The sequence below is a fragment of the Parapedobacter luteus genome, assembly GCF_900168055.1.
Classification (GTDB): domain Bacteria; phylum Bacteroidota; class Bacteroidia; order Sphingobacteriales; family Sphingobacteriaceae; genus Parapedobacter; species Parapedobacter luteus.
In genome coordinates this window covers 160840-187827 of the sequence record NZ_FUYS01000008.1, presented here as the reverse complement: position 1 = coordinate 187827, position 26988 = coordinate 160840, and the positions used below count along the sequence as shown (strand labels likewise).

At 50.5% G+C, this 26988-nt stretch carries 25 protein-coding genes and 1 tRNA gene; 8 read left to right on the top strand and 18 right to left on the bottom strand.

Annotated features, from left to right (window positions below; translation table 11 throughout):
- Positions 1 to 3: 3 nt before the first annotated feature.
- A complete protein-coding gene (gene rlmH, locus B5X72_RS15520; RefSeq protein WP_079717824.1) occupies positions 4 to 477 on the bottom strand; it encodes a 23S rRNA (pseudouridine(1915)-N(3))-methyltransferase RlmH in 474 nt (157 codons plus the stop codon).
- 176 nt (positions 478 to 653) lie between these two features.
- Here rlmH and B5X72_RS15515 point away from each other — a divergent pair, with 176 nt between their 5' ends.
- On the top strand, positions 654 to 1550 hold the full coding sequence (locus B5X72_RS15515; protein ID WP_079717823.1) for a DUF3078 domain-containing protein: 897 nt from the start codon (positions 654 to 656) through the stop codon (positions 1548 to 1550).
- A 74-nt stretch (positions 1551 to 1624) separates the two neighbouring features.
- Here B5X72_RS15515 and B5X72_RS15510 read toward each other — a convergent pair whose 3' ends face one another.
- From B5X72_RS15510 to carA, 3 genes are all read right to left on the bottom strand, one after another.
- Positions 1625 to 1918, bottom strand: coding sequence for an FtsB family cell division protein (locus tag B5X72_RS15510; RefSeq protein WP_079717822.1), 294 nt, complete (start codon positions 1916 to 1918; stop codon positions 1625 to 1627).
- Positions 1919 to 2001: 83 nt separating this feature from the next.
- Positions 2002 to 3294, bottom strand: coding sequence for a phosphopyruvate hydratase (eno, locus tag B5X72_RS15505; protein WP_079717821.1), 1293 nt, complete (start codon positions 3292 to 3294; stop codon positions 2002 to 2004).
- A gap of 144 nt (positions 3295 to 3438) precedes the next feature.
- On the bottom strand, positions 3439 to 4563 hold the full coding sequence (carA, locus tag B5X72_RS15500; protein WP_079717820.1) for a glutamine-hydrolyzing carbamoyl-phosphate synthase small subunit: 1125 nt from the start codon (positions 4561 to 4563) through the stop codon (positions 3439 to 3441).
- Positions 4564 to 4944: 381 nt separating this feature from the next.
- On the opposite strand from carA, the gene B5X72_RS15495 reads away from it, so the two are divergent.
- From B5X72_RS15495 to B5X72_RS15485, 3 genes are all read left to right on the top strand, one after another.
- The gene (locus tag B5X72_RS15495) at positions 4945 to 5823 is read left to right on the top strand and encodes an Ig-like domain-containing protein (RefSeq protein WP_139378726.1); all 879 of its coding nucleotides are present in this window, start codon (positions 4945 to 4947) and stop codon (positions 5821 to 5823) included.
- Between the two features lie 29 nt (positions 5824 to 5852).
- On the top strand, positions 5853 to 6581 hold the full coding sequence (locus tag B5X72_RS15490) for a hypothetical protein (RefSeq protein WP_139378725.1): 729 nt from the start codon (positions 5853 to 5855) through the stop codon (positions 6579 to 6581).
- A 68-nt stretch (positions 6582 to 6649) separates the two neighbouring features.
- Positions 6650 to 7645: a T9SS type B sorting domain-containing protein gene (locus B5X72_RS15485; protein ID WP_176146233.1), complete on the top strand. Its 996-nt coding sequence runs from the start codon at positions 6650 to 6652 to the stop codon at positions 7643 to 7645.
- Positions 7646 to 7684: 39 nt separating this feature from the next.
- On the opposite strand, the gene B5X72_RS15480 is transcribed toward B5X72_RS15485, so the two are convergent.
- From B5X72_RS15480 to B5X72_RS15460, 5 genes are all read right to left on the bottom strand, one after another.
- Positions 7685 to 7879, bottom strand: a complete 195-nt coding sequence (locus tag B5X72_RS15480) for a YwbE family protein (RefSeq protein ID WP_079717816.1) — start codon at positions 7877 to 7879, stop codon at positions 7685 to 7687.
- Between the two features lie 3 nt (positions 7880 to 7882).
- Complete coding sequence (locus B5X72_RS15475; RefSeq protein WP_079717815.1) at positions 7883 to 8359, bottom strand: Dabb family protein; 477 nt, start codon at positions 8357 to 8359, stop codon at positions 7883 to 7885.
- Between the two features lie 83 nt (positions 8360 to 8442).
- Positions 8443 to 9771, bottom strand: a complete 1329-nt coding sequence (rseP, locus tag B5X72_RS15470; protein ID WP_079717814.1) for an RIP metalloprotease RseP — start codon at positions 9769 to 9771, stop codon at positions 8443 to 8445.
- A gap of 5 nt (positions 9772 to 9776) precedes the next feature.
- A complete protein-coding gene (locus B5X72_RS15465) occupies positions 9777 to 10961 on the bottom strand; it encodes a 1-deoxy-D-xylulose-5-phosphate reductoisomerase (RefSeq protein ID WP_079717813.1) in 1185 nt (394 codons plus the stop codon).
- Between the two features lie 49 nt (positions 10962 to 11010).
- Positions 11011 to 11796, bottom strand: coding sequence for a beta-carotene 15,15'-monooxygenase (locus B5X72_RS15460; RefSeq protein WP_079717812.1), 786 nt, complete (start codon positions 11794 to 11796; stop codon positions 11011 to 11013).
- A gap of 354 nt (positions 11797 to 12150) precedes the next feature.
- On the opposite strand from B5X72_RS15460, the gene B5X72_RS15455 reads away from it, so the two are divergent.
- Positions 12151 to 12945: a glycosyltransferase family 32 protein gene (locus B5X72_RS15455; RefSeq protein ID WP_079717811.1), complete on the top strand. Its 795-nt coding sequence runs from the start codon at positions 12151 to 12153 to the stop codon at positions 12943 to 12945.
- 93 nt (positions 12946 to 13038) lie between these two features.
- Here B5X72_RS15455 and B5X72_RS21205 read toward each other — a convergent pair whose 3' ends face one another.
- From B5X72_RS21205 to B5X72_RS15410, 9 genes are all read right to left on the bottom strand, one after another.
- Positions 13039 to 13251 carry a helix-turn-helix domain-containing protein gene (locus B5X72_RS21205; RefSeq protein ID WP_394332957.1) on the bottom strand — a complete coding sequence of 71 codons (213 nt, stop codon included), beginning with the start codon at positions 13249 to 13251 and terminating at the stop codon, positions 13039 to 13041.
- Positions 13252 to 13305: 54 nt separating this feature from the next.
- Positions 13306 to 14520, bottom strand: coding sequence for an exo-alpha-sialidase (locus tag B5X72_RS15445; protein WP_079717809.1), 1215 nt, complete (start codon positions 14518 to 14520; stop codon positions 13306 to 13308).
- A 9-nt stretch (positions 14521 to 14529) separates the two neighbouring features.
- Positions 14530 to 16821 carry a TonB-dependent receptor domain-containing protein gene (locus tag B5X72_RS15440; RefSeq protein ID WP_139378724.1) on the bottom strand — a complete coding sequence of 764 codons (2292 nt, stop codon included), beginning with the start codon at positions 16819 to 16821 and terminating at the stop codon, positions 14530 to 14532.
- A gap of 134 nt (positions 16822 to 16955) precedes the next feature.
- The gene (locus tag B5X72_RS15435; protein ID WP_079717807.1) at positions 16956 to 17399 is read right to left on the bottom strand and encodes a hypothetical protein; all 444 of its coding nucleotides are present in this window, start codon (positions 17397 to 17399) and stop codon (positions 16956 to 16958) included.
- A gap of 45 nt (positions 17400 to 17444) precedes the next feature.
- The gene (locus tag B5X72_RS15430) at positions 17445 to 18419 is read right to left on the bottom strand and encodes an NAD(P)-dependent alcohol dehydrogenase (protein WP_079717806.1); all 975 of its coding nucleotides are present in this window, start codon (positions 18417 to 18419) and stop codon (positions 17445 to 17447) included.
- A 472-nt stretch (positions 18420 to 18891) separates the two neighbouring features.
- Positions 18892 to 18965: transfer RNA gene (locus B5X72_RS15425), tRNA-Ala, on the bottom strand.
- A gap of 144 nt (positions 18966 to 19109) precedes the next feature.
- A complete protein-coding gene (locus B5X72_RS15420) occupies positions 19110 to 19769 on the bottom strand; it encodes a response regulator transcription factor (RefSeq protein ID WP_079717805.1) in 660 nt (219 codons plus the stop codon).
- On the bottom strand, positions 19747 to 21663 hold the full coding sequence (locus tag B5X72_RS15415) for a sensor histidine kinase (RefSeq protein WP_079717804.1): 1917 nt from the start codon (positions 21661 to 21663) through the stop codon (positions 19747 to 19749). Before B5X72_RS15415 ends, B5X72_RS15420 begins: the two co-directional genes overlap by 23 nt.
- Positions 21664 to 21772: 109 nt before the next feature.
- Complete coding sequence (locus B5X72_RS15410; RefSeq protein ID WP_079717803.1) at positions 21773 to 23893, bottom strand: S9 family peptidase; 2121 nt, start codon at positions 23891 to 23893, stop codon at positions 21773 to 21775.
- A 119-nt stretch (positions 23894 to 24012) separates the two neighbouring features.
- Here B5X72_RS15410 and putP point away from each other — a divergent pair, with 119 nt between their 5' ends.
- From putP to B5X72_RS15395, 3 genes are all read left to right on the top strand, one after another.
- On the top strand, positions 24013 to 25491 hold the full coding sequence (gene putP / locus B5X72_RS15405; RefSeq protein WP_079717850.1) for a sodium/proline symporter PutP: 1479 nt from the start codon (positions 24013 to 24015) through the stop codon (positions 25489 to 25491).
- Between the two features lie 211 nt (positions 25492 to 25702).
- Entirely contained in the window at positions 25703 to 25897 is a 195-nt protein-coding gene (locus B5X72_RS20630; protein ID WP_139378723.1) for a hypothetical protein, read from the top strand.
- 244 nt (positions 25898 to 26141) lie between these two features.
- Entirely contained in the window at positions 26142 to 26987 is an 846-nt protein-coding gene (locus tag B5X72_RS15395) for a universal stress protein (RefSeq protein ID WP_079717801.1), read from the top strand.
- The last annotated feature ends 1 nt before the right edge of the window (position 26988 follow it).

The window sequence follows — 26988 nt, the reverse complement described above, 5'->3', positions numbered from 1 at the left end:
CGGTTATTCATGGTGATACGGTTCCCCCCTTAGTATGCTGAATGCCCGGTAAAGCTGCTCCACAAAAAAAAGGCGCACCATCTGGTGCGAAAACGTCATCCTGGATAAGGAAATCCTCCCGTTGGCCCGCCGGTATACCGCGTCATCAAAACCGTAAGGCCCACCGACGACAAATACGACGTGCTGCACACTCGTTATCAACAATTTGTTGAGGTAATCCGCGAACTCCACGGAACGGTATTCCTTACCCCGCTCGTCCAGCAAGACCACCTGATCGCCTGGAGCAAACTGTTTCAACAGCAAAGCAGCTTCCCTGGCCTTTTGCTCATCCACGCTCAGGTGTTTGGTATGTTTGACATCGGGGATAACCACCATGTTGAACGTGATGTAATGCTTCAACCGGAGCCTGAACTTTTCAATGGCGGCGGCAAAATGCGCGTCGTCCGTCTTGCCAATACACAGTAAGGTTATCCGCATCGTGCAAACTTAGTTAAATTCACGTTACATACAAGTAGTAGGGCGCAATTGCAGCACTTGGGGCCAACCGCACCGTTATTGGCCTATCTAAGCAATAAGAAGATATTAAACAGATTTGGCATCCAATTTGTTTTAAAAAACGCATTTTAATCGATTGTATCACAAAATTAATTATTATGAAGAAACCGCTATCTATCGTTTGTGTTGGTTTATTGGCACTCCTGAGTGCCCGGGCACAAGATACCTCGTCAGACACGACTTGGCGGATTAACGGAGAAAACACGCTGCTAATCAACCAGAGTTCATTTTCCAATTGGGCTGCCGGCGGCATTAATTCATTTGCCGCAAATTTGATTTTCAACTACGATTTCAACTACAAGAAAGACCGCTGGAGTTGGGATAACAAAGTGATTGCGGCATATGGCCTTACCAAACAAAAGTCCATCGGTTGGCGCAAAAACGATGACCGCATTGTATTGAACAGCTTATTGGGATACCAAGCAGCGGAGCGCTGGTTGTATACGTTCTACATGAATTTCAACACGCAGTTTACCGATGGCTTCCAATACGACGGTGACAATAACAGCTCATTGATTTCGACGGCCTTTGCTCCGGCTTACCTGAGCTTCGGGCCCGGTTTCGCCTATAAGGAATCGGACAACTTCCGTTTCAACCTGTCTCCTGCTGCGGCCCGTTTCATCTTTGTCACCAACGATGAGCTGTCCAACAGGGGCGCATTCGGAGTTGACCCCGGCGCTACATCGCGCTTTGAGTTCGGTGCTTCATTTGACGCGTACTACAAAGCCCAAATCATGGAAAACATCAGTGTGGAAAACATCCTCAAACTGTATTCGAACTACCTCGAGGACCCGCAAAACGTCGACGTCGATTATACGTTCAACTTGTTCATGAAAGTAAACGACTACATAACGGTCAACGGCGGTGTGCAATTGATTTACGACGACAACACACTCATTCCGCGCCAAGTAGACGGTGTGATTGTACCGGGCTCCGAACGCCCTACCCTGCAAGTGCGCCAAGTATTGGGGGCCGGGATCACCTATAAATTCTAATGGCATCAGGCTGTAGGCAATAGGCTTGAAGTTTATCGCCTATAGCTATGCTTAAGTTCCGGCTCCAATATCAATTATTCTTCCTCTTCGACGATAACGAAAACATCCTCGTTTTCTTTTTTCATCTTGTATTTCTCGCGAGCGATACGTTGAAGCGCCTGAGGGTCGGTATTCAGGTCGTGAATCGTTTTGGCCACCCGCTCGATTTCAGCGGTGTAAAACGCTTTCTCGGCCTTCAATCCTTTCAATTGGCTGTAATAATCGTATTGGGTGGTCACATCATGCCGGTCAAAGAAGAGCATCCATACCATGAATGCCGCGGCTGCAAGGAGGTATTTATTACGGATAATGGACAATAGTCGTTCCATATGCACAAAAGTAACGTAAAAAAAACTAAAAATGCAAAAAAAAGGGAGCTACTTTGCTCCCTTTATCGAGTTAACTGTCTATGCTACTTTGCAAACTTGAAGCTTTTGCCCAGGAACCGCGCATTGCCGCCCAGTTCCTCTTCAATGCGGAGCAACTGGTTGTATTTGGCGATCCGGTCGGAACGGGAAGCCGAGCCGGTTTTAATCTGCCCGCAGTTCAACGCCACAGCCAGATCCGCAATGGTGTAATCCTCCGTTTCGCCGCTCCGGTGGCTCATCACCGAGGTGTAGCCGTTGGTCTGTGCCAGCGACACGGCGTTGATGGTCTCGGTAAGGGAGCCGATCTGGTTTACCTTTACCAGGATGGAGTTTGCCGTATCGGTGTCGATGCCTTGCTGCAAGCGCTTGGTATTGGTCACGAACAGGTCGTCGCCCACCAGCTGCACCGTTGCGCCGATCTTGTCGGTCAGCGCCTTCCAACCGGCCCAATCGTCTTCGGCCATGCCGTCCTCAATGGATATAATCGGATATTTGGCGGTAAGCTCAGCAAGGTAAGCTGCCTGCTCTTCGCTGCTGCGCACAGCGCCCTTGTCGCCTTCAAATTTCGTATAGTCGTATTTACCGTCTTTGTAAAACTCGGAAGCAGCACAATCCAATGCCAGGTAAATATCGTCGCCCGGTTTGTATCCCGCCTTTTCGATCGCTTTCAAGATGGTTTCAACAGCATCTTCCGTGCCGTCGAATGCGGGAGCAAAGCCACCCTCATCACCTACGGCTGTAGACAGCCCGCGGTCGTGCAGGATTTTCTTGAGGTTGTGGAACACCTCGGCACCCCAACGCAACGCTTCTGAAAACGAAGGTGCGCCTACGGGCATGATCATGAATTCCTGGAAGGCGATGGGCGCATCCGAATGCGAGCCGCCGTTGATGATGTTCATCATCGGGATGGGCAGCGTATTGGCATTGACACCACCGATATACCGGTACACCGGCTGGCGGCTTTCCTGCGCAGCGGCCTTGGCAACGGCAAGCGACACGCCCAAGATAGCGTTGGCTCCCAGGTTGCCCTTGTTTTCGGTACCGTCCAGTTCAATCATCACCTTATCTATCGCATTCTGCTCGAATACATCGATACCTTGCAATGCCTTGGCAATTTTGGTGTTCACATTTTCAACGGCCTTCAGCACCCCTTTGCCCAGGTACTTGGATTTATCGCCATCCCGCAGTTCCACTGCCTCGTGCACGCCCGTGGAAGCGCCCGAAGGAACGGCCGCACGGCCTACAAAACCGTTTTCAGTAGTCACGTCGACCTCTATGGTCGGATTGCCGCGCGAATCCAGTATCTGCCGCGCATGTACATCGATGATCAAACTCATGTATTTTTTCTATTTAAGGTTAACGTTTGCTTAATATAGTCCCCATAGTTAGTGTAACGTTTACACTACTCGATAGTATCGGCCAAATTTATTGATTTTAATTGAAAATCCATGTCCCATTTTCAATATCGTTGCTCCGGCCAATTATTCTTGCGCCAATACAAGTTTGCCACTTTCCATCAGCTGGACAAACTCATCAAACAGGTAACGCGAGTCATGCGGACCGGGCGACGACTCGGGGTGGTACTGCACCGAAAATGCCTTCTTGCCTTTCACCCGTATCCCTTCAATGGATTTATCATTGAGGTTTACATGGGTGATTTCAACGTTATCCGATTGCTTAATATCTTCGGCTACCACGCCGAATCCGTGATTCTGGCTGGTAATCTCGCACCTATCGGCAATAATGTTTTTCACGGGATGGTTAATTCCCCGGTGGCCGTTGAACATTTTCCGTGTACGGATGCCATTAGCCAGCGCCAATAGCTGATGGCCGAGGCATATCCCGAAAAGCGGTTTATCGGCCTCCAGAATGTCTCTGACCGTCTGTATGGCATAATCCATGGCCGCAGGATCTCCCGGTCCGTTGGAGATAAAGTAGCCGTCGGCGCCCCAAGCCTCCATTTCGGCAAAGGATGTCCTGGCCGGAAACACTTTAGCATATACCTTACGCGCATCAAAATTGCGCAGGATATTTTTCTTGATTCCCAAATCCAGCACCGCCACGCGCAATGGGGCATCTTCATGGCCGTAATAATAAGGCGTCTCGGTGGTCACCTTGGATGACAGCTCCAGGCCGGCCATCGAAGGCACGCCGGCCAGTTGCTTCTTCAGTGCTTCCACATCCAGCGTTTCCGAAGAAATGATGGCATTCATTGCGCCCTTATTGCGGATATGACGCACCAGCGAACGGGTATCGATATCCGAAATGCCTACCAGGTTGCCGTCTTCAAAGTAGGTCTGGATGGATGAGTCAGCCAGCTTGCGGCTGTAATTCACGCTGTAGTTTTTGCAAACCAGCCCCGCAATCTGAATCTTGCCAGACTCCGACTCGTTGCTCGCAATGCCATAATTGCCGATATGCGCATTCGTAGTGACCATAATCTGGCCATAATACGAGGGATCCGTAAAAATTTCCTGATACCCCGTGGTACCCGTGTTAAAACAAATCTCGCCTGCGGTGGTGCCTATCTTTCCGGCAGCCTTGCCATGGTAAACAGTTCCGTCTTCAAGCAGCAATATCGCTGGCAACTTGCTGTAATTAGTCATTCGTTTTTATTAAAAGTGTTGGTATTGTTTCTATCATCCGTAAAAACGTACAATCATAAAAAAAGCCCTCAACGGGCCGGAAACAGTTAAAAAAACAAAGCATGTCGGAAAAACTTCCGGGCTTGGGGGATTCCATCCTGCAGCATTGTACGCCAAAGTTCACGGCCGCAAAGATAAGCATTTAGGCGTTAAGTTTAAAATTTTTTAATTGCAATCCCACCCGTTTCCATCCCCGTATTAACGGGGCTCGCCATTACGCAGCCAAACATGAACGACGTGAACAAAACGAAATGTCCACGAAGGGGTATTTTTGGCGGTGATAACAGCCACGGTTCATGAAAACGCGTAGGCTTCATGCCGGGGTTTCACCAAGATAACCGTATGTTCCGCCTTAAAACATGTACATTCACATCTCCCCGCCTGCCATCTTGCATCGCATTCATCCTGCTGTTCGGCGCAGTGAAAGCGGGATACGGGCAACGGGTATATGCTGATGCACAGCAATCAAGCCCGACACAATCGCTAATTGTTACACTTTCGCAGGTCAGTAACCCTGCGCGTGCGGTTGATAGTGACACCTCAAATTTCTCCACACTTTCGGTGACCTTGGGAGCGCTGGGAGCGATTACCGCCAATCAGAATCTCCAATACGTAGCGCGGCCGAAGCCCACGCCCGCTACGCCGATTATTATAAAATTCGGCAGCACCGCATCGTTGCTCAACCTGCTGGGCGGCTTTGCCGTGCAACGGACGAACGGAGGCCGGAATTCGGTCGTGCAGCCGTCTTACAGCGGAGCCCAGCTGCTCAACCTCCTGAATCTCTTTGGCGGCAGCCAGGTTGGCACGGCGATTATTCCGCCGAACAATATGGCATTCGATGGAGTACGATTGGAAATAAACACCACTTTGGGAGGATTGCTGCAGGCCTTCTATTATTTTGCATTTTATATCACCCCACCCCGGCCTTCCGTTTCCGAACTCCGGATATGTACCGGCGATTCCGCTACGCTGGCCATTTCAAATTTCCAGCCAGGGTACACCTACCGGCTTTATACAAGCCAAACCGGCAGCGGTGAAGTGCCAGGTGCTACGACAACAACCAACCTCCTCACCCTTTCGTCAAACATCGGAACCGGCAACTATTGGCTGGAAGCCCGCGAAAGCGACTTGTATCCGTCGGCTCGCGTACAGCTCGCTGTGACCGTGGTACCCAGACCGGCCGCTCCTAACATCAGTTTAAATCCGGACGCTCAATATTAAATGATTAGAAAACTAACTAAAATCAATACATGATGAAAACAACAATGATTAAATGCTCCGTGATCGCAACCGCAACGCTCGTGTTTCTGCTCAATAGGGCCGCGGTGGCACAGGTAACGCCGACCATGCCCGGCGTGACGTTATTCTGCAGCGGCATGCCGATGACCCTGCCTACGCCCGGCGCCGGCCAGCAATGGATGGTACGCTACAGTGCCACATCAACCGAAACACCAACGACGACCTTGGCGTTGACTGACGGTACCACCATCCCGGCAGCCGATCTCCAAACCGGCTATTACTATGTATCTACCATTGGCGACACCACCAATCCTGAGGTCTGCGAATCGGAAATGCAAGAAATTGCGGTTTATGTGTTCGCTCCGCTGAGCGTATCGTTTACCGCCACCGATTACTGTATCGAAGACGTCGGCAGCCAGGCATTCACGGGCACAGTGACGTCTGCCGACCCATACGATACATTCAGCTATCAATGGTATACCGTAGCCGATGGTGGCACAGGCACTGAAACACCGATACCTGGTGCCACGAACGCGACGTATGAACCAAGTGCGGACATCGCGCCTGGCACGACGACCACGTACCGGCTGCGGGCGGGATACCTGGTAGCCGGACTGCGGTATTGCTCGGCAGACTTTGACGCGACGGTGGCGGTTACTGCACAACCCGGCGCACCAACCATTACTATCGAAGGCGCTGCGGGCCAGACCCCGGAAGGCCCGACAGGCGGAGATGAATAACCCGCATGCGGACACGCCCGTAGGCTTCCGTTGTGGTCCATTAGCATGGTGGTCAATCCTGCATGGAGATGAATAAGCGCGCATTGATTCTCATGTTGCTCGGCTGCGCGTCCAGCATTTACGGCTGGGCACAGGCCCAATCTGTGCGTATCGTTCAAGGCAGTGCAATCACACTGCGGGCAGATGCGGCCAACGTGCTTTCGTACCTGTGGTTTAAAAATGGTGATCCGATCGATGGCTACCACAACCAACGGCTTACGGTAACCGAAGCAGGCACTTATACGGTCATGGCGTTGGGAATACACTGCCATTCGGAACCTTCTGCTCCCGTAGAGGTCATTGTAGACCCTGAGACCGCACCAATCGCGGTAGACATGGCTATCCAAGGCACAGCGGATCAGCAAACCGTGGTTATAGGGAGCTTATTCAACTATCAGTTGTTCGTGGTAAACAACAGCGAAAATCTTGCCGTGAATGTGGAAGTTCGATCGATTTTGCCCGATAACGTATCTGTTGTCCAAGTAACACCGAATCCGGCCAACCCGGCGACCAACCGGCCGGGGGCGATAACCGCCACCGAAATAACGCCTACCGGACCGGCCACGTACAATCCCGCGACACGCGAACTGCGCTGGCACCCCGGCGATATCCCGGGCGGCGGGTCTGCCAGCCTAAGCATCCAGGTACGCGCAGAAAGCGAGGGCGAGGCAACGATGTGGTCTGGTATTTCGCACGGCCACATTGAACACAACCCCGCTGACAATGAAACGTCCGTTTCGGTGGCCATCATTCCCTTGCAGGTTCCAAACACCTTTACGCCGAATGGAGACGGTCTAAACGATTACCTTGAAATCCAGGGATTGGCGCATTTCAGCGCACACCGTCTCGTTGTCTTCAACCGCTGGGGCAATGAGGTGTATAAATCCACCAGCTATCAAAACAACTGGGACGGGGGCAACCTGCATGAGGGAACGTATTACTATGTCTTGGAGCTCCGGCTTCATTCCGGCCAATGGCAGACGTTCAAAGGTTTTGTGACCCTCGTAAGAAACGTACGCAACTGATGCAAAAGCGGGGATTATCGCATCAGTTGCGTTAGGCCATTACCCTAATATCTCCGCTACGCGGCCGACCTGCCCATCTTCAAGCCGCACTTTGATGCCGCGGGAATGGAAAGCCGCCGAGGTAAGGATGTCCTTGACCACCCCCTCGGTAAGCTTCCCCGTACGTTGGTCCTTCTTAAGGATGATAGCAACCTCCAGACCCGGGTAAATATCTTTCCGGCTTTTCCCGTCCATGCCTCAAACAACCGCTTGCTTCAGCACGGAGTCGTGTACAACCACTTTATTCCAGAACTTGGAGTACTTCTCGATGGCCGCCAGGTGGATCGGATGTGTCTCATAGACGTTAATTTCATCCATTGAATCGAAATACACCAATAAGTTATAGGTGAAGCTGTTGTCTACCACGTCGCGTTGATGGGTAGCAGCTGCACGTCCATAGTGCAGGGATTTGATGCCGGGGATCGTCTTCAACTCTTCGAAGAATCCGGTAAAGTCATTGACTTCCTGTTCAGATAGGCCATCGTTGAGCCAGAAAAGCACATAGTGTGCGATTACTTCGTTGTTTTGCATGCTTGGTGAGGTTTCTTGGGTTTCACTGGTTTGACTGTTCTCCTGATTGGAAGCCGGCGGACTGCATGCAGCCAATACGCCGCCGCCCACGCCGGCCAGGGCAACCGCCGCCCCGGCTCGTTTGATGAAATGACGTCTTTCCATAATTATTGATTATTTATTGCTTTTAACCGATAGGCAATAAGCCTAACGCATACAGCCTACTGCTTATTGCCTGCTGCCGTTTATCATTTATTCACAATCTTCATAATGTCGTTGCCGAAGACAAACACCATCAATGCCAAGAGAATGAAAAAGCCGGCAATCTGAGCCTTTTCGAGAAACTTATCACTTAGCGGTTTGCCTTGGATCATTTCGATCAGCAGGAACAGTACATGTCCGCCGTCCAACGCCGGGATAGGCAACAAGTTCATCAGCGCCAATGCCATCGAGAGCAGCCCCACCAGCGTCCAAAACTTAAGCCAATTGACCTCTGAGCCAAACATCGTCGCAATGGCGACAGGGCCTGAAATGGCTTTATCAGCACGCAGCTCCCCCTTCGCGATTTTGCCTATCCCCTTGGCATTATCGACAAACATCGCCCAGGCTTTCGATGCGCCCACGGGCAACGATTCGAAAAACCCGTAATGCGTAGTCACGGAGGGGAAATCGGTATCCGGACGGATGAAAAACCCTAAGGCACCATCTTGGGGTACCGTGGCCTCAATGAGCGCGGTATCAGCGCCGCGGAGCACCGCCAGCGATACAGCGCCGCCGGCATGGCTGCTTACAGCCTCGCGCACCTGATCCCAAAACGGCGTAGGCTGGCCATTGACGGCCAAAATACTGTCACCAGAACGTACACCCGCCTTTTCTGCTGCACTGCCTGCAATCACCGAATCCACGGCCATGGTACGCGAGCGAAGCCCCACAAATTCATTGCGGTCATAATCCGCCACGTCATTCAGGATATCGCCCGGTACGGCGATGGTCAGTGTCTTATCGCCCCGCTCCACGGTCAGCGACGTGTTGCCCATCAATACCTTTGAACCCAGCAGCTCGTCAAACCGAAGCACGGGCTGTCCGTCAATCTCCGTAATCCGGTCGCCAGGTTGCAGTCCAATCTTCTTGCCGATGATACCCGGTGTCACGCCATTGGCCAACTTCGTATTGTCGATATACGTTTCACCATATTTAAAGGTCAGCATCCAGAAGATAAACATCCCAAGGATAATGTTGACGATAATACCGCCCAACATCACGATAAGGCGCTGCCAAGCCGGCTTGGAACGGAACTCCCAAGGCTGCGGATCAGCTTTTAGTTGCTCCGTATCCATGGATTCGTCTATCATACCAGCAATCTTGACGTACCCGCCCAACGGGAGCCAACCAATGCCGTACTCCACATCTTTATACGTGAATTTGAATAACTTGATGCCCCATGCATCAAAGAACAAATAAAATTTCTCGACCTTAATACCAAACGCACGGGCGGCCAGAAAGTGGCCAAATTCGTGCAACACAACCAATATGGACAAGCCTAACAATACCTGCCCAATCATTACCAATACACCCATTTAATTTACTTTGCTATATGATATAAATTTTTAGCTTTTGTTACGAGCTCCACGGCGATTTCCCGGCTTTTCCGGTCGGTCTCCATATAGTCATCCAACGTAGCTGCAGCCATGTGCACGGCCCGCTGCATCGTTTCTTCAATGATATCGCTCATCTGCAAAAATCCCACATTGCCTTTCAAAAATGCTGCCACCACCACTTCATTGGCAGCGTTCAATATGCAGGGCATGTTGCCTCCGGCTTCCATGGCCTGATAGGCCAATGCCAAATTGCGGAAAGCGACGGTATCCGGCCGCTCGAAGGTCAATTCAGGGAAATCCACAAAATTAAAGCGTTTGAAGTTGTTTTCCACCCTATCGGGATACGTAAGCGCATATTGAATAGGCAGTTTCATATCCGGCAAACCGAGCTGCGCTTTGATGCTCCCATCAGCAAATTGCACCAACGAGTGGACAATGGACTGCGGGTGCACCACCACGTCAATTTGTCGTGCCTGTAAGCCAAACAGCCATTTTGCCTCAATGACTTCCAGCCCTTTATTCATCAATGTCGCCGAGTCTATGGTGATTTTAGCGCCCATTACCCAATTGGGATGGCGAAGCGCCTGCTCACAACTCACCGAAGTAAGGTATTCGCGGTTCTTGCCCCTGAAGGGCCCGCCCGATGCCGTGAGGTATATTTTGTCGACCGTGGCGCCTGCTTCCCCCACCATGCACTGAAAGATAGCCGAATGCTCGGAATCTACCGGCAAGAGGTTTACACCATGTTTTTGCACGAGCTCCATGACCAACTGGCCTGCCACCACCAGCGTTTCCTTGTTGGCCAGCGCGATGTCCTTGCCAGCCCTGATGGCGGCTACGGTAGGCCGCAGCCCTGCCGAACCCACTAAAGCACTGATCACCAGATCTATTGCACCATCCCGGACCACTTCCTCCAACGCTGCCTCTCCGGCCAAGACGGTGACCGGAATATCCCGCAGGGCATTTTTCACACCAAGGTACTTGCTTTCATCAGCTATGACCACCACCCGTGGGCGGAACGTCCGCGCCTGCTGAACCAGCAACTCGGCATTGGTAGCAGCGGTGAGCACCTGTATATCAAATCGTTCGGGATAGGCCTGTACCACTTCCAACGCCTGCGTTCCGATACTCCCTGTGGCACCCAATAACGCTATTCGTTTTTTGCTCAAAATGTTCTTACAACTTAAGACTGACAATTTCGGACTCCCGGCTCCCGACTTAAATAATATTCTTTATCACCTTTGGGTCATCCCCTCCCTGGTAGTCGGCCATCATATTGCGATAAGCCATCGCAATCACTACGCTTGACAGCGGCCCGACCAGAAATGAATTCACCAAGCTCAATGCCGTGGACACCATGGGATACCCCGCATAATTGAAATACAAATATAAGAGGTGCAAAATGGCAAAAAAAGCTAAGATGAGCAATAGTTTAGTCACATTTCCTTTGGTGAGTGCCAAACTGAGGCGCAGCGACCGGAATGGTCCCGCATGCCGTTCAATGATGAAAAACGGATAAAAGGCTACGCGCAGCAGGAAGACAAAGATCACAATGGCTGCAATCACACGGGCGGTATTGACCATCGATGACACCGGGATCCGTGCATAAACCAGCGGAAATGCTACCACGGAAACCAAAAGATACAGCAGCAACGCGAGCAGCGTGATGGTAAACATGCCGGTAAAAAAATAGATCAGCTCCCTCGTGCTCGGTATGGTATCGGCAAGATTGATTTTCTCCTTTCTATCAATCAGCGTAACAATGTATTTAAAAAGCGTAAGCTGCGTACCGAAATAAAGGATAACAAAAAGGAACGCCATAAACACGCTGAGGGATGTGCTTACTTCGCTAAAATAAAACGCCAGGATACCGGACGTGTTGGACGTCAAAAACAGCAGGAAACACAGGCCGGCAATCGAAAAATAATGCTGCTTAAGCAGGTCCCACGATCGGTTGATAACGTCGTTTACAGCAAATGTGCTGTCCTTTAGGAATTGAATCATCTCATTGTGAAAAACGTATACAAAGGTGGGATAAAGTTTTGTTAATTAAAAATAGCTATATGTTCTTCCCCACCGATACGTGCGTCCGGTCAACGACGCCCAAATACTGGGTACTAAATCGTGAAAAACAATTCCCAAACCAATTTGGTTCTCCTTTATATCCAGATGAATCAGAACTGCTTGACGATAAATACTGGGCGCGGGCTGCCGCAACATTTGTCCATTAAAGCAGGGAAATACCGGATTTAACGCATGGGGTTAGGTAGCGGTTCTGCCGTGGGCCATTCATAAGAACTGACGATAAAATGATGATAGACTACGAATAACATTATCCAGATACTAAATAAATCTACCATGATTCCAAAAACAATACACTACTCATGGTTTAGCAACGATCCAATCCCGCCCAGTATTCAAACCATTATGGCAACATGGAAAAAACTCATGCCCGAATATGAATATGTGCTGTGGGACGGCAAAATGCTGGCCGAAATCAACAACACGTTTGCGAATGAAGCGGTAAGTGTGCGAAAATGGGCTTTTGCGTCCGATTTTTTACGCCTTTATGCGGTTTATCATCATGGGGGGATTTGGTTTGATACGGACATCGAGGTGTTTAAGCCTTTTGACCCGGTATTGGACAATCGCATGTTTATCGCAAATGAAGCCGGCGCCAAAGGGCACGGAAGGAAGTTCCATTGGTTGACGGCCCATTGCTTTGGCGCCGAAAAAGGCCATCCTTTCCTTAAGGACTGTTTGGAGTTTTATACCGAACGGCACTTTATCCGTACCAGGAGCACGAAATTCCCTATCGAGTTTCAATATGATATGACCATCATTCCGGAAGTGATGGCCACCGTTGCCCTCAATTATGGCTATGACGATGATGGCTTCCGCGATGAGGAACAGCTATTGAGGGAAGGGATACGGGTGTACCCTTCCTATTATTTCGATTCTCCCCAATATCATCCGATGACGTGTGTTTACAGCATCCATCATGAAGCAGGGGCGTGGCGGCAGGGCAATGATGGAAACATACTCCACTACAAGGAGGCAAACCCAAAAAGGTGGAAATTTTTGCATCTCCTGAAGATAACGCTTCAAAAGCTATTAGCGAAGTTCAAAATTGCAGTAATTCGTATCCGGTAAGCCATTTCTCAAACCGCCAGAACGTTTGGTGTATGCCCTATCACGTCCCTGTCCATCTAACAGGCCTCAGCGAGACTTGTTCTTTCTATTAATTTATTTTATCTTGTATTCCTCAATTTTCCTGTACAAAGTCGCTATCCCGATTTCCAACAGCCGGGCAGCCTCAGCTTTGTTGCCCTGTGTATAATTAAGCACTTTTTGGATATGCAGCTTTTCGACCGCGGCAAGCGAAAATGCAGAAAGACCTTTATGATCGGTTGATATCGGACTACGAAGTTCAAAAGGAAGGCAATCTTCGTTCAGCACATTTTCATCAGCATGATCCTTGGATGCTGTCTTCCCGGCTTTCGGAATAAACCTTCAATCTGCCGGGAAGTCCATGTACTTATATTTTACCCGGGCGGGAGCGCCGTCCCGAGATATCCACGCGGCGATTGCCGAGCCATCCGGCAATCCGATGACAACCGGGGAATCGGTGGTGTCATCGGCACCGGAGACGGATAGGGTTTCTCCGTCAGGAAACGTTCGCGCAAAAACGGGCTGCCTCGCATCCCCATCCGCAGCGCGATGGGCATTGTATACGGCGATCCGCCTACCATCCGCCAGCAGGGCCAATTGTGCGAACTGTCCTTCCGAGTCCAGTAGTTGCCGCTTGATCATTCCGGTAGCATAATCGAGCTCGCCGTAAAAAAGCCCTTTGTTGCGGCCAGCCGTAAACCATGTGGCGAACAACGAGTCCTTTTGGGTAACCACATCCGGGCCGTTGTGCGGACAGCCGTCCACCCGCCATTCATCCTTGCTGTATACACTTCCTTCACGGAACGATCGGCCACTGTCTTCCGAGATGCTGTAATGGATATCCCTGACCGTACCGGATGCAGTCTGCTTAATATCCCGGTACAACAACGCAATGACCCCATCACGCTCGTACAGCGCTGTGCGGCAACATTCGCAGGCAAAATCATCCACCACCGTCTCGTGTGTGAAACGGCCTGAATGGTCCGTAACGGCAAAGTGGACAGGTCTTCCGCCTTTTTCGTAGGACTTGTCCAGCCAGCTTACACCGATGCGGCCATCCTGCAATGCAATGGCATCGAAGAAATCATGGCCGGCCTCCTGTGTGCTGTCGCGGTGAACGGTACCGGAATCGGTCCAGCTATCGCCTCCATCGCGGGAAACAAGGTATTCAATCCGTGCCGCATAAGGATTGTGCCGGCTTTCAATCCGTACCGCATAAACCGCGTAGATGGCGCCGTCCGTGGAAAACACGATCTTGGGCATTCCTTCGGCATGGGCTACAAGGGCCGGATTGGCAGGTACACGGATGCGCTCGCTGAATCTCCTGTTCACTGTATCCCATCCGGAAAAATAGAGCGTCGAAGTACTCCCGGCGCCATCAGCCTCCGTCCACGCCAATACAGGCAGCCCGGAAAAATCCTGGGTAAGGTATACGGTCTTGGCCCACCCTTCCTGTTGGGATAGCACCGTGGCCAGCGATTCTTTCTTCTGTTGGCTCGTGCATGTGTGGAACAGGATAAGGGCAGCAGGGATGAGATATATGGCACGTGTTTTCATAATATGCGATTAAAAACTGTAGTTGATGGATAAACCTCCGTGGAACGTCCTTCCCGGCGAAACATTGAAATAAGCCGGATGCGGTCCCGTGGCATTCAGGTTGGGAAGCGAAGTGTACACGGCATTTCCTGCATTCTCGATCCCGGCATGCGCGTCCAACAGCCACCGGCGGGATATCCGGAACGCATAGCCTACTTTGCCGTTCAAAAGCCAATACGCGGCCATGGTGTCCTCGTTTGTATCATTCAGGAAAATTCGTCCATAGCGGTAGGCAACCAGATTGACATACAGACCGGCCGTGCCACGCACGTCCACGCCCCCGGCAAATACCACGGGCGATATCCCGGGAATGTCATTGCCCGCCACGTCAATGCTGTTGGACAGGTATTCAACGAACCGGAAATCATTATAGGTGAAATTTGCCCACGGACGGATCCGGGAAATAACCGGATTGAGGCCGAGCAGCCAATCATAGTAAAAGGCTGCCTCAACGCCGCGGTGCGAGGTTTTCCCGGCATTGCTGTAGAAGGTCTGCCAGCTTTCGTCGCGCCTGGAAACGATCTCGTCGGTCAGCTGCAGGCTGTATGCGGTGATATCGAACCCAAACCGGCCTCTGGCAAGGGTGCCCCTGATCCCGGCCTCATAGTTGATGCCTTTCTCCGGGCGGATGTCGTTGATGACGCCGCCGGGATTGAAAATCTCGGAATTGTCGGGCTGGGCAAACCCATAACTGATACTGGCGTGGGCACCAACGTGTTCCCCGATACGGTATACCGCTGCTAATCTCGGGGAAAATACCGGATCGAATGTACGCTTGCCGCTGGCATTGGCATCCCCTGTTTTGAACAGGTCGGTCACGTCATAGGAAAGGGCATTCAGGCCCGCACCAAGCGTAATCAGCAATCGCTCGGCAATGTCAAGTTCGGCCTGTGCGAAATACATGTGCCCGAGGGCGACGACTTCATTGTCATTGTATAGCTCGCCGGGCGCCCCACCTTCGAGGTTTTCGTAATACTTCGGGCTGATGAACGATCGCTGTGCCTCGGCACCGAAGGCAAACCGGCCTGAGATCGTCCGTCCCAGTTGAGCCCGGTAATTGAACTGCGTACGTGCCCCGTAGCCGAACGTGTTTTCACGCAGGTACCCGTTGTAGGAAGGTCCGCTTCCGAACGGATGGTCAACAAACTGGTAGTTGGTAAACACGGACGTTACATTTTCAAAACTGGAGCTCCATGTATACTTGTGCGACACGCCGACATTCGTGTTTGTGCTGTTCATCGAAGTATTGTGCAGGATGTTGAACTCCGATGCCGCCTGCCGCGGATTTTCGGCTACCTGTTCGCGTGTCAGCCCCCCGGCGATCTGGCTTCCGGTCCTATTGTGGAGCATAAAGAAAGCCAGGGTCTGTTTGCTGTTCGGCGTGAAATGTCCCATCACGTTGATTGCCCGTTGGTCGAACGCCTGTTGCGGCCGGTAGCCATCGCTATGCTGGTTGATGTAGTTGGCCACGAGGCTGCCATTATCCGTCGAGATGTTTGCAGAGGCCGTCGCGCGGTAGAGCCCGTACGAACCGGCGGTGAACGCCGTGCCCACACTGCGTTGCCCCACGGCAGCCCGTTTACTCCGGAAAATCAGCACACCGCCCGTGCCGGCGCCATACATACTGGCAGCGGGACCTTTCAACACTTCGACACTGCCGAGTGAGGCTGCATCCACCAGCGTAATCGGGTTGCCGCCGGCTGCCGTGGTCATGGGGATATCGTTCCAGTACATCTTTACGTTCCGCACGCTCCACGGCGAACGAAGCAGGCTACCCCGGATGGACATCCGATAGTCGCCGAAATTATAGGCCTCCATTTTCAAGCCCGGTATCGTGTTTAATGCAGGCAGGATATCTACCTGCGATTGGCGGGCGATATCTTCGGCATTCAGTACGGAAATGCCTCCGGCATTCTCGATCAGCTTCCGGCCTGTCTGGTATCCGGTCACCATCACCTCGCTCAATATGGTGCCCGACGGCCGGACCTTCACCTGCAGGAATTGACCGGCGGAATATGGAACGGTGATGGGCTCGTAGCCGATGCAGGTAACGGTTAACTCTCCCATTTCCTGAGAAGACTCAAAACCGAAATAACCCGTTCCGTCGGATAATACACGGACCGAATCGGCAACCGATACCGTTGCATTACCGACCGGGGTTCCGGTCGCGGCATCGGTGACCCGGCCCTTTACCTGTCCGAACAACATGGGAACGCAACATAAATAACTCAATAATCCAATGACAAGTTCTTTGGTTTTCACGTTAATGCAATAATTCGATAATTTGTAAATACATGATCGGGCATTGGCACGTTCAGTCCAATACCGATATTAACTAAGCAATAAAAGCGTTTTGTCCGGCGGGAAAGGCGCCTGAAGGCGCGTCGCCGGTGTCATTAGGAAATGGGAGGGCGGAAGATAGCAAGGGTAAAGCTATCGGTACGCTGCCCCTGGTCAGCGGGTATGGGCATCCGAGTCCGAACGCCAACGGCCGCGCTCAGGCTGAATAACCAGGTATTTTGGGTAAACACCAGCTGCAGCTCCTGCATTTTAGTGGTCGAATGCTCGCTGTCTCTTTCCTGGCTCTCCTTCAACTTTTTCATCAACACGCATTGTCCTTGGCACTCATTATCCAGGGAAAGCCGCTGTTCGCACAGGTTCTCGACCACATAATCGCGGTTCAGCAGAAACGCCCCGTTGATCCACACCGCTGAAGTAGCGTTATATAAGATCAACGCAAGAAAAAGAAAACTGATGGCGTTTCTGTACATCGCTGCAAACTTATCAATTTTCAGTTGATTTTCATGTCCGGCGACAGAAAGTCTGTCACTTTTTTTCATCCGCCGTCGGCATTGGCCAAACGTGTTTTGTCACCGCTAAACCAGTTACTTTTGATCGCCTGAAAGAATAAGAAGGACGTTACCTATTTTTTGTCCGCTTGCTACATAGGTATACGCCTCCTGTATGTGGTCAATTGGATAACTGCGGTCTATTACCGGGTTGAATTTCCCTTCTTCTGTCAGCCGTGCGATGAATTTCAAGCTTGCTTTGATATCGAGGGGAACGGGAAACTTGACTTTCTTGCCGCCTGCGATGGGCGTAAGCAAAGCCAGTAAAATATTCTGCGAATAAGGCCCCAGCTCAGATGAAAGATATACGCCGTTTTCCTTCAGTAGTTTCTTACATTTAAAGAAAGTACTTTTGCCGACCGCATCAAATATCAAGTCATAACGTGCCGTATCTTCCGTAAAATCCTCTTTGAGGTAGTCAATGACCCGAACCGCTCCTAAAGACTTCACCAACGGAATGTGGTCTGTAGCACAAACGGCGGTGACATCAATGCCGTAATAGCGAAGGAACTGGAGGGTAGCGGAGCCGATACCTCCCGTTGCTCCGTTCAGGAGTACCTGTTGCCCGGGCTTCAGCGACACCTTCTTTATAAAATGATACGCATAATGGGCAGCTTCCGCGCTGGCGGCCGCCTGTCGATATGAAATTCCGTTTGGGATAAGCAATACGGCTTTTTTTTCGGATATGGTCATGTATTCCGCTTGGGAAGACAGCCCGTTATCATCGAATCCCCATACCCGGTCTCCTTTCTTAAAGTCCTTAACGCCGTCACCGACCGCTTCCACCTCGCCAGCGAAATCAGTTCCCGGAATAGGAAAACGGGGGCGAAAGAGCCCGGTAAAAAGACGCATGACAAACGGCTTTCCCGTGAGCACTGCGCAATCTGTCCGGTTGACGGTTGTTGCGTATACCCGGATCAATAGTTCATCTCTTTTTGGCTCCGGACGGTCTGTTTCTTTTACGACCAATTTCTTGGGCGGTCCATATCGGAAACGCAGGGCTGCTTTCATCACTAATAGTTTATTTATGCCTACCAAATATACGACATCAATGTTTAGCCTATGTTAAGTAAACCTGCCTACGTGCCAGATGTGATTCCGATGTGCATCCGTTTCCTACCAATAGGGCATGACCAGACTTGAAGAAAAGCTCCTTGTCGACTTTCAGATAGCCGATTATCCCGCAAACGATCCAAATACGAGTATCGCAGTTAATAGCAATGCGATCAATGTTGGCAATGTATATTCGTTTCTTTTCATAGTAAACTAATATCCAAAGGACATGCCAACAACGGTATTGGGTGTAGTGATTAAGCTACACACGAAAAGTTTTGTTATTTGCGTTTAATCCAACTTTTGCAAACGCTTCGCCTTGACAAGGGAATGTTATGCTGAAAAAACGTTGTAGCAACTGCCTTTGGAGGGGTACCGACAGGGCACTAAAAAAGCACCTACGAGTATTCATAAGTGCCTGATAATTAAGTGGAGGATACCGGATTCGAACCGGTGACCTCTTGCATGCCATGCAAGCGCTCTAGCCAGCTGAGCTAAACCCCCGTTTTTCGGACTGCAAATATAGTGATAAGAACCACTTCTACAAGAAAAGAACACATCTTTTTTTACGGCTCGCCACGGCTCTCCCACCCGGTTTGTGCCGGCAGACGGAAAATTCGACCGTCAGCCGGCGACGGGGAAAGCACGTCAGATATCCACATGTTGCTGTGCGAAAAGAAACAAACCGTTATTCCCTTTAATGTCCAGTTTGGCGCAGATATTTCTCCGGTGCGTTTCAATGGTAAATGGACTGACAAAAAGCTGTTCAGCTATTTCCTGTGTTGTCTTATTTTGCCGGACCAACCGGATGATTTCCGCCTCCCGCTTGGTAAGGTTGTATTTTTGCCGGACACTTTTCTGATTGTTCTCATCGTCTGTGGCGGCATTGTCCGGCTGTTCTACAAAATAACGCCCGCCCTCGTATATTGCTTCAATGGCACGTATGAGCACGGTGGCATCCGAATCTTTTGGTATAAAGCCCCCGATTCCCATGTTTCGCAAGGAAGCTTGCAAGGAAGCCGTGTAATACATGGAGACAACAAGGATCTTTAGCTGCGGGTACATCGACAGGGCTTTAGCCGCTGCTTGTTGCCCGTCGATCCTCGGCATGTTCAGGTCCATGACGACCACATCAGGTTTGTGATATTGCAGCAGTTGAAGTGCTTCCCGCCCATCACGGGCGGTACGCCACACGGAAAAACGTGGGTGGTTGCCAAGGATGGAACGTAGTCCATCAATAAAGAGTTGGTGATCATCTACCAGCAAAAGATTGATCTTTTGCTGGTCAAGTGCTTTGGTTTCCATCATCCTGCAAAGGTATTTCTATCGTAATGGTTGTCCCGTTTTTATTTGTATCGATAAGACAACGGCCTCCAAGGTACTGCGTGCGCGAATACACGTTTTTGAGACCAATGCCCGCTGACGTCGAAAGGTCATCGAACCCGATACCGTTGTCTTCTACCGTAATAATTAGCATATCCGCCGTTTCCACCAGCTGCACGGTCGCCTGTGTCGCACACGAATGCTTGATGATGTTATTGATCAGCTCGTTGACTATGCGATAAATGGACAGCTCGGTTTCGTAGTCCTGACGATGCGTATATTGATAAACAAACTCAAAACCAACGGCGCTGACGCGATTGAGAATGGAAAGGCGCTCCTTGATGGTCCCGATAAGCCCATTCTCCAGAAAGAACTTGGGTTTGAGGCTATGCGATATCTCACGCAGGTCATCGCACGCCCGGGCAATGAGCTGAACGGTCTCGTCGTAAGCCTCACGTTCTATCAATTGCATCCCATTTAACTTCTGTTGAAAGTCGGTCACCTTTAGCCGGATAACCGACAGCGTGCCGCCCAAATCGTCATGGAGATCTTTCGCCAGCCTATCGCGCTCATCCTCCTGCGCTTGAAAAACTTGTTGTACCGCTTGTTGCCTGATCCGGTCATTTTCTTTTTTCAATTGCGCCTTTTCCCGCTTCAGAAAGTTATAACGCAGGGTAAACGCAAAGGAAAGAATGACCACTTCGGCGGCGAACCCTACAACAACACCGTTGGGTTTAAGCAATTGTGCTCCTACGATACCCATTACCTGCAAGACGTAGTTAATCCCACCGATTGTCAGCGGCAAAAGCGCCAGCAAATAATAATAACCGAGTACAAAGCCGCTTCTTATCCGATCGATGACACAGACCATGATCACCAACATGGAAACAATACCCTGTATCGTGGCCGAATAAAAAATCGCTTTTTCTACCCGAATGTCGATGGGAAAGAGCAGCGCCAAAAAAGGCATCGTTCCCAGCACCCAAAGCAGGTATTTATAGCCATTGGTGAAATGATACAGTTTGCTGTTTGCTGCGGTCTGGTTGGTAAACAGTTGCATCACCTGGATCAACAGGGCACAGCTCAACGTTCCACTGATGGCTTTTACATAATCATGAAGCCGGCCAAGGTCCTGAAACAGCCACTCCTTGGTCAACCCCACTTCGTCAAGCACCAAGGTCACTGAGCAACATATATATAGCGAATAATACAGATGGATGCGGTCTCCGACCGACAGGTACATGAGTACATTTAAGAGCAGCGCAAATGCGAATATACCTGCATAAAAACTGAAGGCGGAATATATCGGAATATCTTGCTGTAAAATAGCTTCCCTCCTCCCCAATTGTGTTTTGATAATGAAATTCTGGCCACGTTTGTCGACCTTGAATAACAGTGTGGAGGCTTCGCCGCCATTGAGCCTAATCGGAAAAAGAAATTCCCAGACGGGCCACGGCCGCTCGGCGAAGGGCAGCCGATCGCCGGTTCGGCTTACGAAGGTGAGCGTACGGTTTCCCGCATTCCATTGATATAATTCCAGCAGGTTTATGCTCGAACTGGGAATCGACAGAAATAAATCCACGTAGTCCGCCAGTGTATTTTTCAGATCGATAACCAGCCAGTAATACGAATCGGTATAGCCCAGGCTGACATATTCATCGCCATTGATGGGAATAAGCCCTCCTGTACGCTTAATCGCCAGTACGTCTTCAGGGGTGGCCTCCAAGGTCGTATCTTCGTAATAACCGATGTGGCCATTGAGGCTATAGATGGCAGACGAATCAACCATGACCGGCCTGATATCATCCGCATGTACCGCTACCGTGAAGCCAGTAAAATACAGTAAAACTAATAGCGGAATCGACAGACCCTTGTTCATTGACGGCTATGATAACATGATGCGAATAGAACAAAGTTACAATAGCCATGCATTGCCTGAAATACTCAATGACAGGTAATTTTGTGTAGGCTATATTCGAACCCGATTCCTACTTCAACCCTGCCGGCATCGGTTTTTCCAACAGGTACTGATAATAAAACCGGTACCGCTCTTTACGGTCATATCCCGACTTTTCACGGGCAAAGCCGTGCCGGCTACCGGGATAAATCATCAATTCAAACGGTGTGTCGCGGTTGGTCAGTGCGTCTACCAATTGCATGGTATTCTGCATATGCACGTTGTCGTCGATATCGCCATGCAGGATTCGGAGCACACCTTTGTAGTTATCTACATAGGTGAGTACCGAGCCATTTTTGTACCCTTCCGGATTATCCTGCGGGGTATCCATATACCGCTCTGTATAATGGGTATCGTACAGTTCCCAGCTCGTCACGGGGGCCCCTGCAATACCGAAGTCGAAATAATCGGCACCTTTGGTCAATGCCAAGCAGGTCATGTAACCACCGTAGCTGTGGCCGGTAATGAGCAATTTATCTTTAGCTACCCAAGGTTTGCTCTTGAGCCATTTGGCGGCGGCAACGTAATCTTCCATTTCCCAATGACCGAGATTACGGTGCATCAATGCCACACCTTCCTTTCCAAAATGGCCGGATGCGCGATGGTCTACGCTGATCTGGATAATCCCTTCATTTGCCCAATGCTGATTGGCCGTACCCTTCCAAGTGTCACGCACCGTGCCGGCATCCGGCCCGCCGTAAATACTGAAGATAACGGGATGCGGCTTAGTCTCATCAAAGTCCGTGGGCCAGGTGATCGTCGCCGGCAGCTCATAGCCATCCGGCGTGGGAATAGTGATCAATTCGGTTTTAGCATAGTGATAGGTGTCAAAATCTTCGGCTTTACTGTCTGCAAGTTGCTTGATGAGCTTGCCTTTGTTATCCAGCAAAGCGACCTTAGGCGGCGTGCCCACATTGGAATACGTGGTGATGAAATGCCTGCCGTCGGGCGATACGGTTACGTTGTGGGTGTAATCGCCGAACGTGAGCCGCTGTAGGTTTTTACCGTTGTAGTCTACACGGTAAAGATCAACCCTGGCCGAGTGTTCCTTCCGTGCCGTGAAATAAATCACCTTATTTTTCTCATCGACAAGCTCCAAAGCAGACACTTGCCATTTGCCCTCGGTAATGGGATTGACCAGCGTGCCATCCAAGGTATAAAGGTAATAATGTGCCCATCCGGTTTTATCACTTTTGAGGATGTAATGCTTGTTGTCTTTCAGGTAGGTGATACGCTCACTATGACTAAGGTCTATCCAAGCGTCCTGATGTTCGTCGTAAATTTCCTGTTTGGCTCCCGTCAGGGGTTCAACCTGATAGAATTTCAGGTTAGTCTGGTCGCGGTTCATCCACTGCACCATCAAGTTGCTGCTGTCGAAGCTCCAATAGGGTTCACCGAAGTACTGATCGTCCTTTTCGTTGAAGTCTGCCCACACGACGCGCCCCCCGTCAACAGGAACAAAGCCGACCCGCACTTCCGGATTGGGGTCGCCTGCTTTCGGGTAACGGGTCTGCTCAAGGTATCCATGCTGTCCCTCGGCAGCATAAATCGGAAACATCGGCACCTGCGTATCATCAAACCGCATAAAAGCCAACGTCCTGCTATCTGGCGCCCACCAAAATGCTTTATAACGTGAAGCCCGGCCCAAAATCTCTTCAAAATATACCCACGATGCCCATCCGTTATAAATCACATCCGTGCCGTCGTTGGTATAGCGGATTTCCCGGCTATCTGAAACACGTACCGCATACAAGTCGTTGTTGCGGGTAAAGGCCACATACTGATTGTCCGGCGATAACGTCGGATTTTTTTCTTCATCTTCCGGCGAATGCGTGAGTTGCCGCGCGGCATTAGCCCCTTCGCGAATAAAAATATCATTATGCGCGACATATACCTCTACATCGCTGCTGGGTGGCGGTGTATATGGGCTTCGTGCGCCGGATTTGATATGCACCCGGTATTGTTGCCGGGTTTGCCCATCAGATTCGATATAATGTTCGGCGTCCGCCCAACCGATTACCGGATTGATGGATTTGGTGAGCGAAGGTTTCAGGCCCAGGGATTGTTCCAAATCCAGCCGCTTGGTCTGCGCCGACAATGAATAGCCCAACACGAGGAAGGCGCCGATGGCAAGGTATATTTTTTTATGCATAGGGATGATATTTTGGTTTTTCCAGTTAATAAATACCTAAAAGCGAATAACTGTGGCTAAGGTAAGAAATTTTGATACTTTTGCGGAAACCAAGTTATGCAAACAACAACAAACAACGTATGGACATCAACCAACTGATTGCAATAAGTACCTACATGTTGCTCATGATAGGTATTGGCATCTATTCCTACCGCAAATCCACCAGCAATGTCAACGAATTTTTACTGGGCGGCCGCCGGCTCGGTCCGGCCGTCACGGCGCTGTCCGCAGGTGCTTCCGACATGAGCGGATGGCTATTGATGGGATTACCGGGAGCCATGTTCGCTACCGGGATATCCAGTGGCTGGATCGCCATCGGGCTCACCATCGGTGCGTTCCTGAACTACCTACTGGTTGCGCCTGCCCTGCGGATATACACAGAAAAGGCAGGCAATTCGATTACGATCCCGGATTACTTTGAAAACCGGTTTCATGATTCAGCGAGCGTACTGCGGTTGATTTCGGCCATTATCATTCTGGTATTTTTCACGTTGTATACGTCAGCCGGTATGGTATCCGGTGGCCGCCTATTTGAATCGGCTTTTCACATGGATTATCATACGGGGTTGTTCATTACAAGCGCTGTTGTTGTCCTTTATACGTTTCTGGGCGGCTTTCTGGCAGTTAGCCTGACCGACTTCGTACAAGGCACAATCATGGTGCTGGCGCTGGTCATCATTCCTATCGTACTGATCATTGAGGTAGGGGGCATCGGGGTAGCGTTTGAAACCATTCGATTAAAAGACCCCAGCTATTTAAGTCTATTCAAGGGCACGACCACCGTGGGTATTATTTCGTTATTGGCCTGGGGGTTGGGCTATTTCGGCCAGCCGCATATCCTGGTGCGTTTCATGGCCATCGACCAGGTGAAACAATTGCGGGCGGCAAGACATATCGGCATTTCGTGGATGATTTTTACCGTAGGTGGCGCGATGCTTATCGGACTCATCGGCATTGCATACATGGAACAATTGCAGCTATCGATTGCTGATCCGGAAACGATTTTCATTTACTTCTCGCGTGTGTTGTTCCACCCGTTGATTGGCGGCTCCCTCCTCTCAGCAATATTGGCTGCAGTGATGAGTACGATATCCTCACAGCTTCTTGTGACTTCAAGTTCGATGACCGAAGATTTTTATAAGGCGCTCTTCCGGAAGCAAGCTTCCGAAAAGGAGTTGCTCCTCGTCAGCCGCCTATCGGTTTTGGTGGTCGCCATCGTTGCGATAATATTGTCATTAAGTCCTAAAGACACCATCCTGGATTTGGTGGGACACGCCTGGGCAGGGTTCGGGTCTGCATTTGGGCCATTGATTCTCCTTTCCCTGCTGTGGCGAGGCACTACCCGCAACGGCGCCATAGCCGGCATGGCTGTCGGCGGACTTACCGTGCTGCTATGGACCTACATCGACCACCCCCTGAAAGCATGGTATTCCATGATTCCGGGCTTCATCCTTTCATTCCTGGCTATTGTCATCGTTTCCAAAATCAGCGGCAAACCCGATAAAACGATACAGGAACAGTTTGACGAGGTGCAAACAGAATTAAAAGCGATGGGTTGACCATTGGAAAAACTTATGTATCTTTGAAACGCAGCCTTACTGTCTTTAAGATCCATTTGTTTATGAACCTGCCATTGTGATGGAATCATCGGCAGTTGCAGTACCGATAAGGCTGCTGGAACCGGTTTGCTGGTTACAGGCAGCAGAGAGCAATACCGCGAGAATATCACCGAGGCGAATGAACGGGCGATACAGGATATGGTAGCCAAATATGAAACCGAACGCTCTTCTCCGCTTCGTCGAACCCTTTGTCGATAGCTTTGTCGATCTTCCGTTCAATACGTTTGCTGGCCTGCTGCTCCACCGTTTTCTCTATTTTCTTACCCATGCCTTTCCAAATCTGGGCGTGGAGGTGGATAAGGGGCAGGGAAACGAAAGCCACGGCCAGGATGGCCATCCTCAGTAATGGGCCTTTTCTCTGCTTTCTTATTACTTGATAGCTATCCATAACGCAATGCTCTTGGGTTAACTGATGCAAACATAGTGTAGCTGCGCAAGTGATTTATCAGGGTTTTCCCCCAATTTGAAAACAAACGGACTATCCAATTAGGGGCACCATCCGATAAATAATAGCTTATCCCAACAAAGTCGCATGCAGGGATGTTATAAGATAAGTCGCGAATTAGATAGGATAGAAAATAGTATGTAATATGAGCAAGACCGTTTTGGTTCCCACTGATTTTTCAGACAATGCAGCAGCAGCCGCGCGTTATGCTGCTCAGATGGCACGGCATTTTGGTTGGTCAATCCACCTACTACACCTATATACACCGTTTTCCACGGCCTTCGGGGGTGAAGAGCTAAACCGCGAGGCGCAGGAGTTAGCAGCCAATGAAGCTGAAAGCAACATGACCGCTGCAGCTGCCGATTTAGAGGAGGAGTTTTCCGGGGCAGTGATTACCACGGACTGCAAGCAAGGGGTAATGAGTGATGTGGTTTACCGAACCGCACGTGAAGCCAAGAACAACCTGATTGTGATGGGTACCAAGGGCGCATCCGGCCTTAAGCATGCCGTCTTAGGCAGCAATACGTTTGAAATCATCAAAAATTCACCCATACCGGTATTGGCGGTACCCGAAACCCCGCCAGCCTTCCAGCAGCGTAACGTTGGGCTGCTGACCAACTTCCAACCCTCGGAGATCGAGGCCCTCGAAGCTTTTATCACCATAGGAGAAGCCCCACAGCAGGTGACATTGATCCATTTGTTTGAGAAAGGCGCCAATAAAGACGAAAAAGACCTCGCGGATTGGGCCAAACACATCCAGGACCGGACGGCAATCAGCCGCGTGCTGGATAATACAGCCCCGTTCTCTGACCGCATGGACGTCAAGGAAGATTTCCCTGAACACGTGTTCCGCTTAGCGCAGTCCGACGGTATGGACTTGCTGATAGTATCCCGCGAACGGAAAGGTTTCTTCGATAAGCTGTTTTCCGGCGATAGGGTCAAAGCTATGGCACACCAACTGGAAATACCTGTATTTTTCCATAATGCCTGAT

Coding starts and splice junctions, on each gene's coding strand:
- rlmH (WP_079717824.1), bottom strand. CDS start 477: ATGCGGATAACCTTACTGTGTATTGGCAAGACGGACGACGCGCATTTT.
- B5X72_RS15515 (WP_079717823.1), top strand. CDS start 654: ATGAAGAAACCGCTATCTATCGTTTGTGTTGGTTTATTGGCACTCCTG.
- B5X72_RS15510 (WP_079717822.1), bottom strand. CDS start 1,918: ATGGAACGACTATTGTCCATTATCCGTAATAAATACCTCCTTGCAGCC.
- eno (WP_079717821.1), bottom strand. CDS start 3,294: ATGAGTTTGATCATCGATGTACATGCGCGGCAGATACTGGATTCGCGC.
- carA (WP_079717820.1), bottom strand. CDS start 4,563: ATGACTAATTACAGCAAGTTGCCAGCGATATTGCTGCTTGAAGACGGA.
- B5X72_RS15495 (WP_139378726.1), top strand. CDS start 4,945: ATGTTCCGCCTTAAAACATGTACATTCACATCTCCCCGCCTGCCATCT.
- B5X72_RS15490 (WP_139378725.1), top strand. CDS start 5,853: ATGATGAAAACAACAATGATTAAATGCTCCGTGATCGCAACCGCAACG.
- B5X72_RS15485 (WP_176146233.1), top strand. CDS start 6,650: ATGAATAAGCGCGCATTGATTCTCATGTTGCTCGGCTGCGCGTCCAGC.
- B5X72_RS15480 (WP_079717816.1), bottom strand. CDS start 7,879: ATGGACGGGAAAAGCCGGAAAGATATTTACCCGGGTCTGGAGGTTGCT.
- B5X72_RS15475 (WP_079717815.1), bottom strand. CDS start 8,359: ATGGAAAGACGTCATTTCATCAAACGAGCCGGGGCGGCGGTTGCCCTG.
- rseP (WP_079717814.1), bottom strand. CDS start 9,771: ATGGGTGTATTGGTAATGATTGGGCAGGTATTGTTAGGCTTGTCCATA.
- B5X72_RS15460 (WP_079717812.1), bottom strand. CDS start 11,796: ATGATTCAATTCCTAAAGGACAGCACATTTGCTGTAAACGACGTTATC.
- B5X72_RS15455 (WP_079717811.1), top strand. CDS start 12,151: ATGATTCCAAAAACAATACACTACTCATGGTTTAGCAACGATCCAATC.
- B5X72_RS15445 (WP_079717809.1), bottom strand. CDS start 14,520: ATGAAAACACGTGCCATATATCTCATCCCTGCTGCCCTTATCCTGTTC.
- B5X72_RS15435 (WP_079717807.1), bottom strand. CDS start 17,399: ATGAAAAAAAGTGACAGACTTTCTGTCGCCGGACATGAAAATCAACTG.
- B5X72_RS15430 (WP_079717806.1), bottom strand. CDS start 18,419: ATGAAAGCAGCCCTGCGTTTCCGATATGGACCGCCCAAGAAATTGGTC.
- B5X72_RS15420 (WP_079717805.1), bottom strand. CDS start 19,769: ATGATGGAAACCAAAGCACTTGACCAGCAAAAGATCAATCTTTTGCTG.
- B5X72_RS15415 (WP_079717804.1), bottom strand. CDS start 21,663: ATGAACAAGGGTCTGTCGATTCCGCTATTAGTTTTACTGTATTTTACT.
- B5X72_RS15410 (WP_079717803.1), bottom strand. CDS start 23,893: ATGCATAAAAAAATATACCTTGCCATCGGCGCCTTCCTCGTGTTGGGC.
- putP (WP_079717850.1), top strand. CDS start 24,013: ATGGACATCAACCAACTGATTGCAATAAGTACCTACATGTTGCTCATG.
- B5X72_RS20630 (WP_139378723.1), top strand. CDS start 25,703: ATGAAACCGAACGCTCTTCTCCGCTTCGTCGAACCCTTTGTCGATAGC.
- B5X72_RS15395 (WP_079717801.1), top strand. CDS start 26,142: ATGAGCAAGACCGTTTTGGTTCCCACTGATTTTTCAGACAATGCAGCA.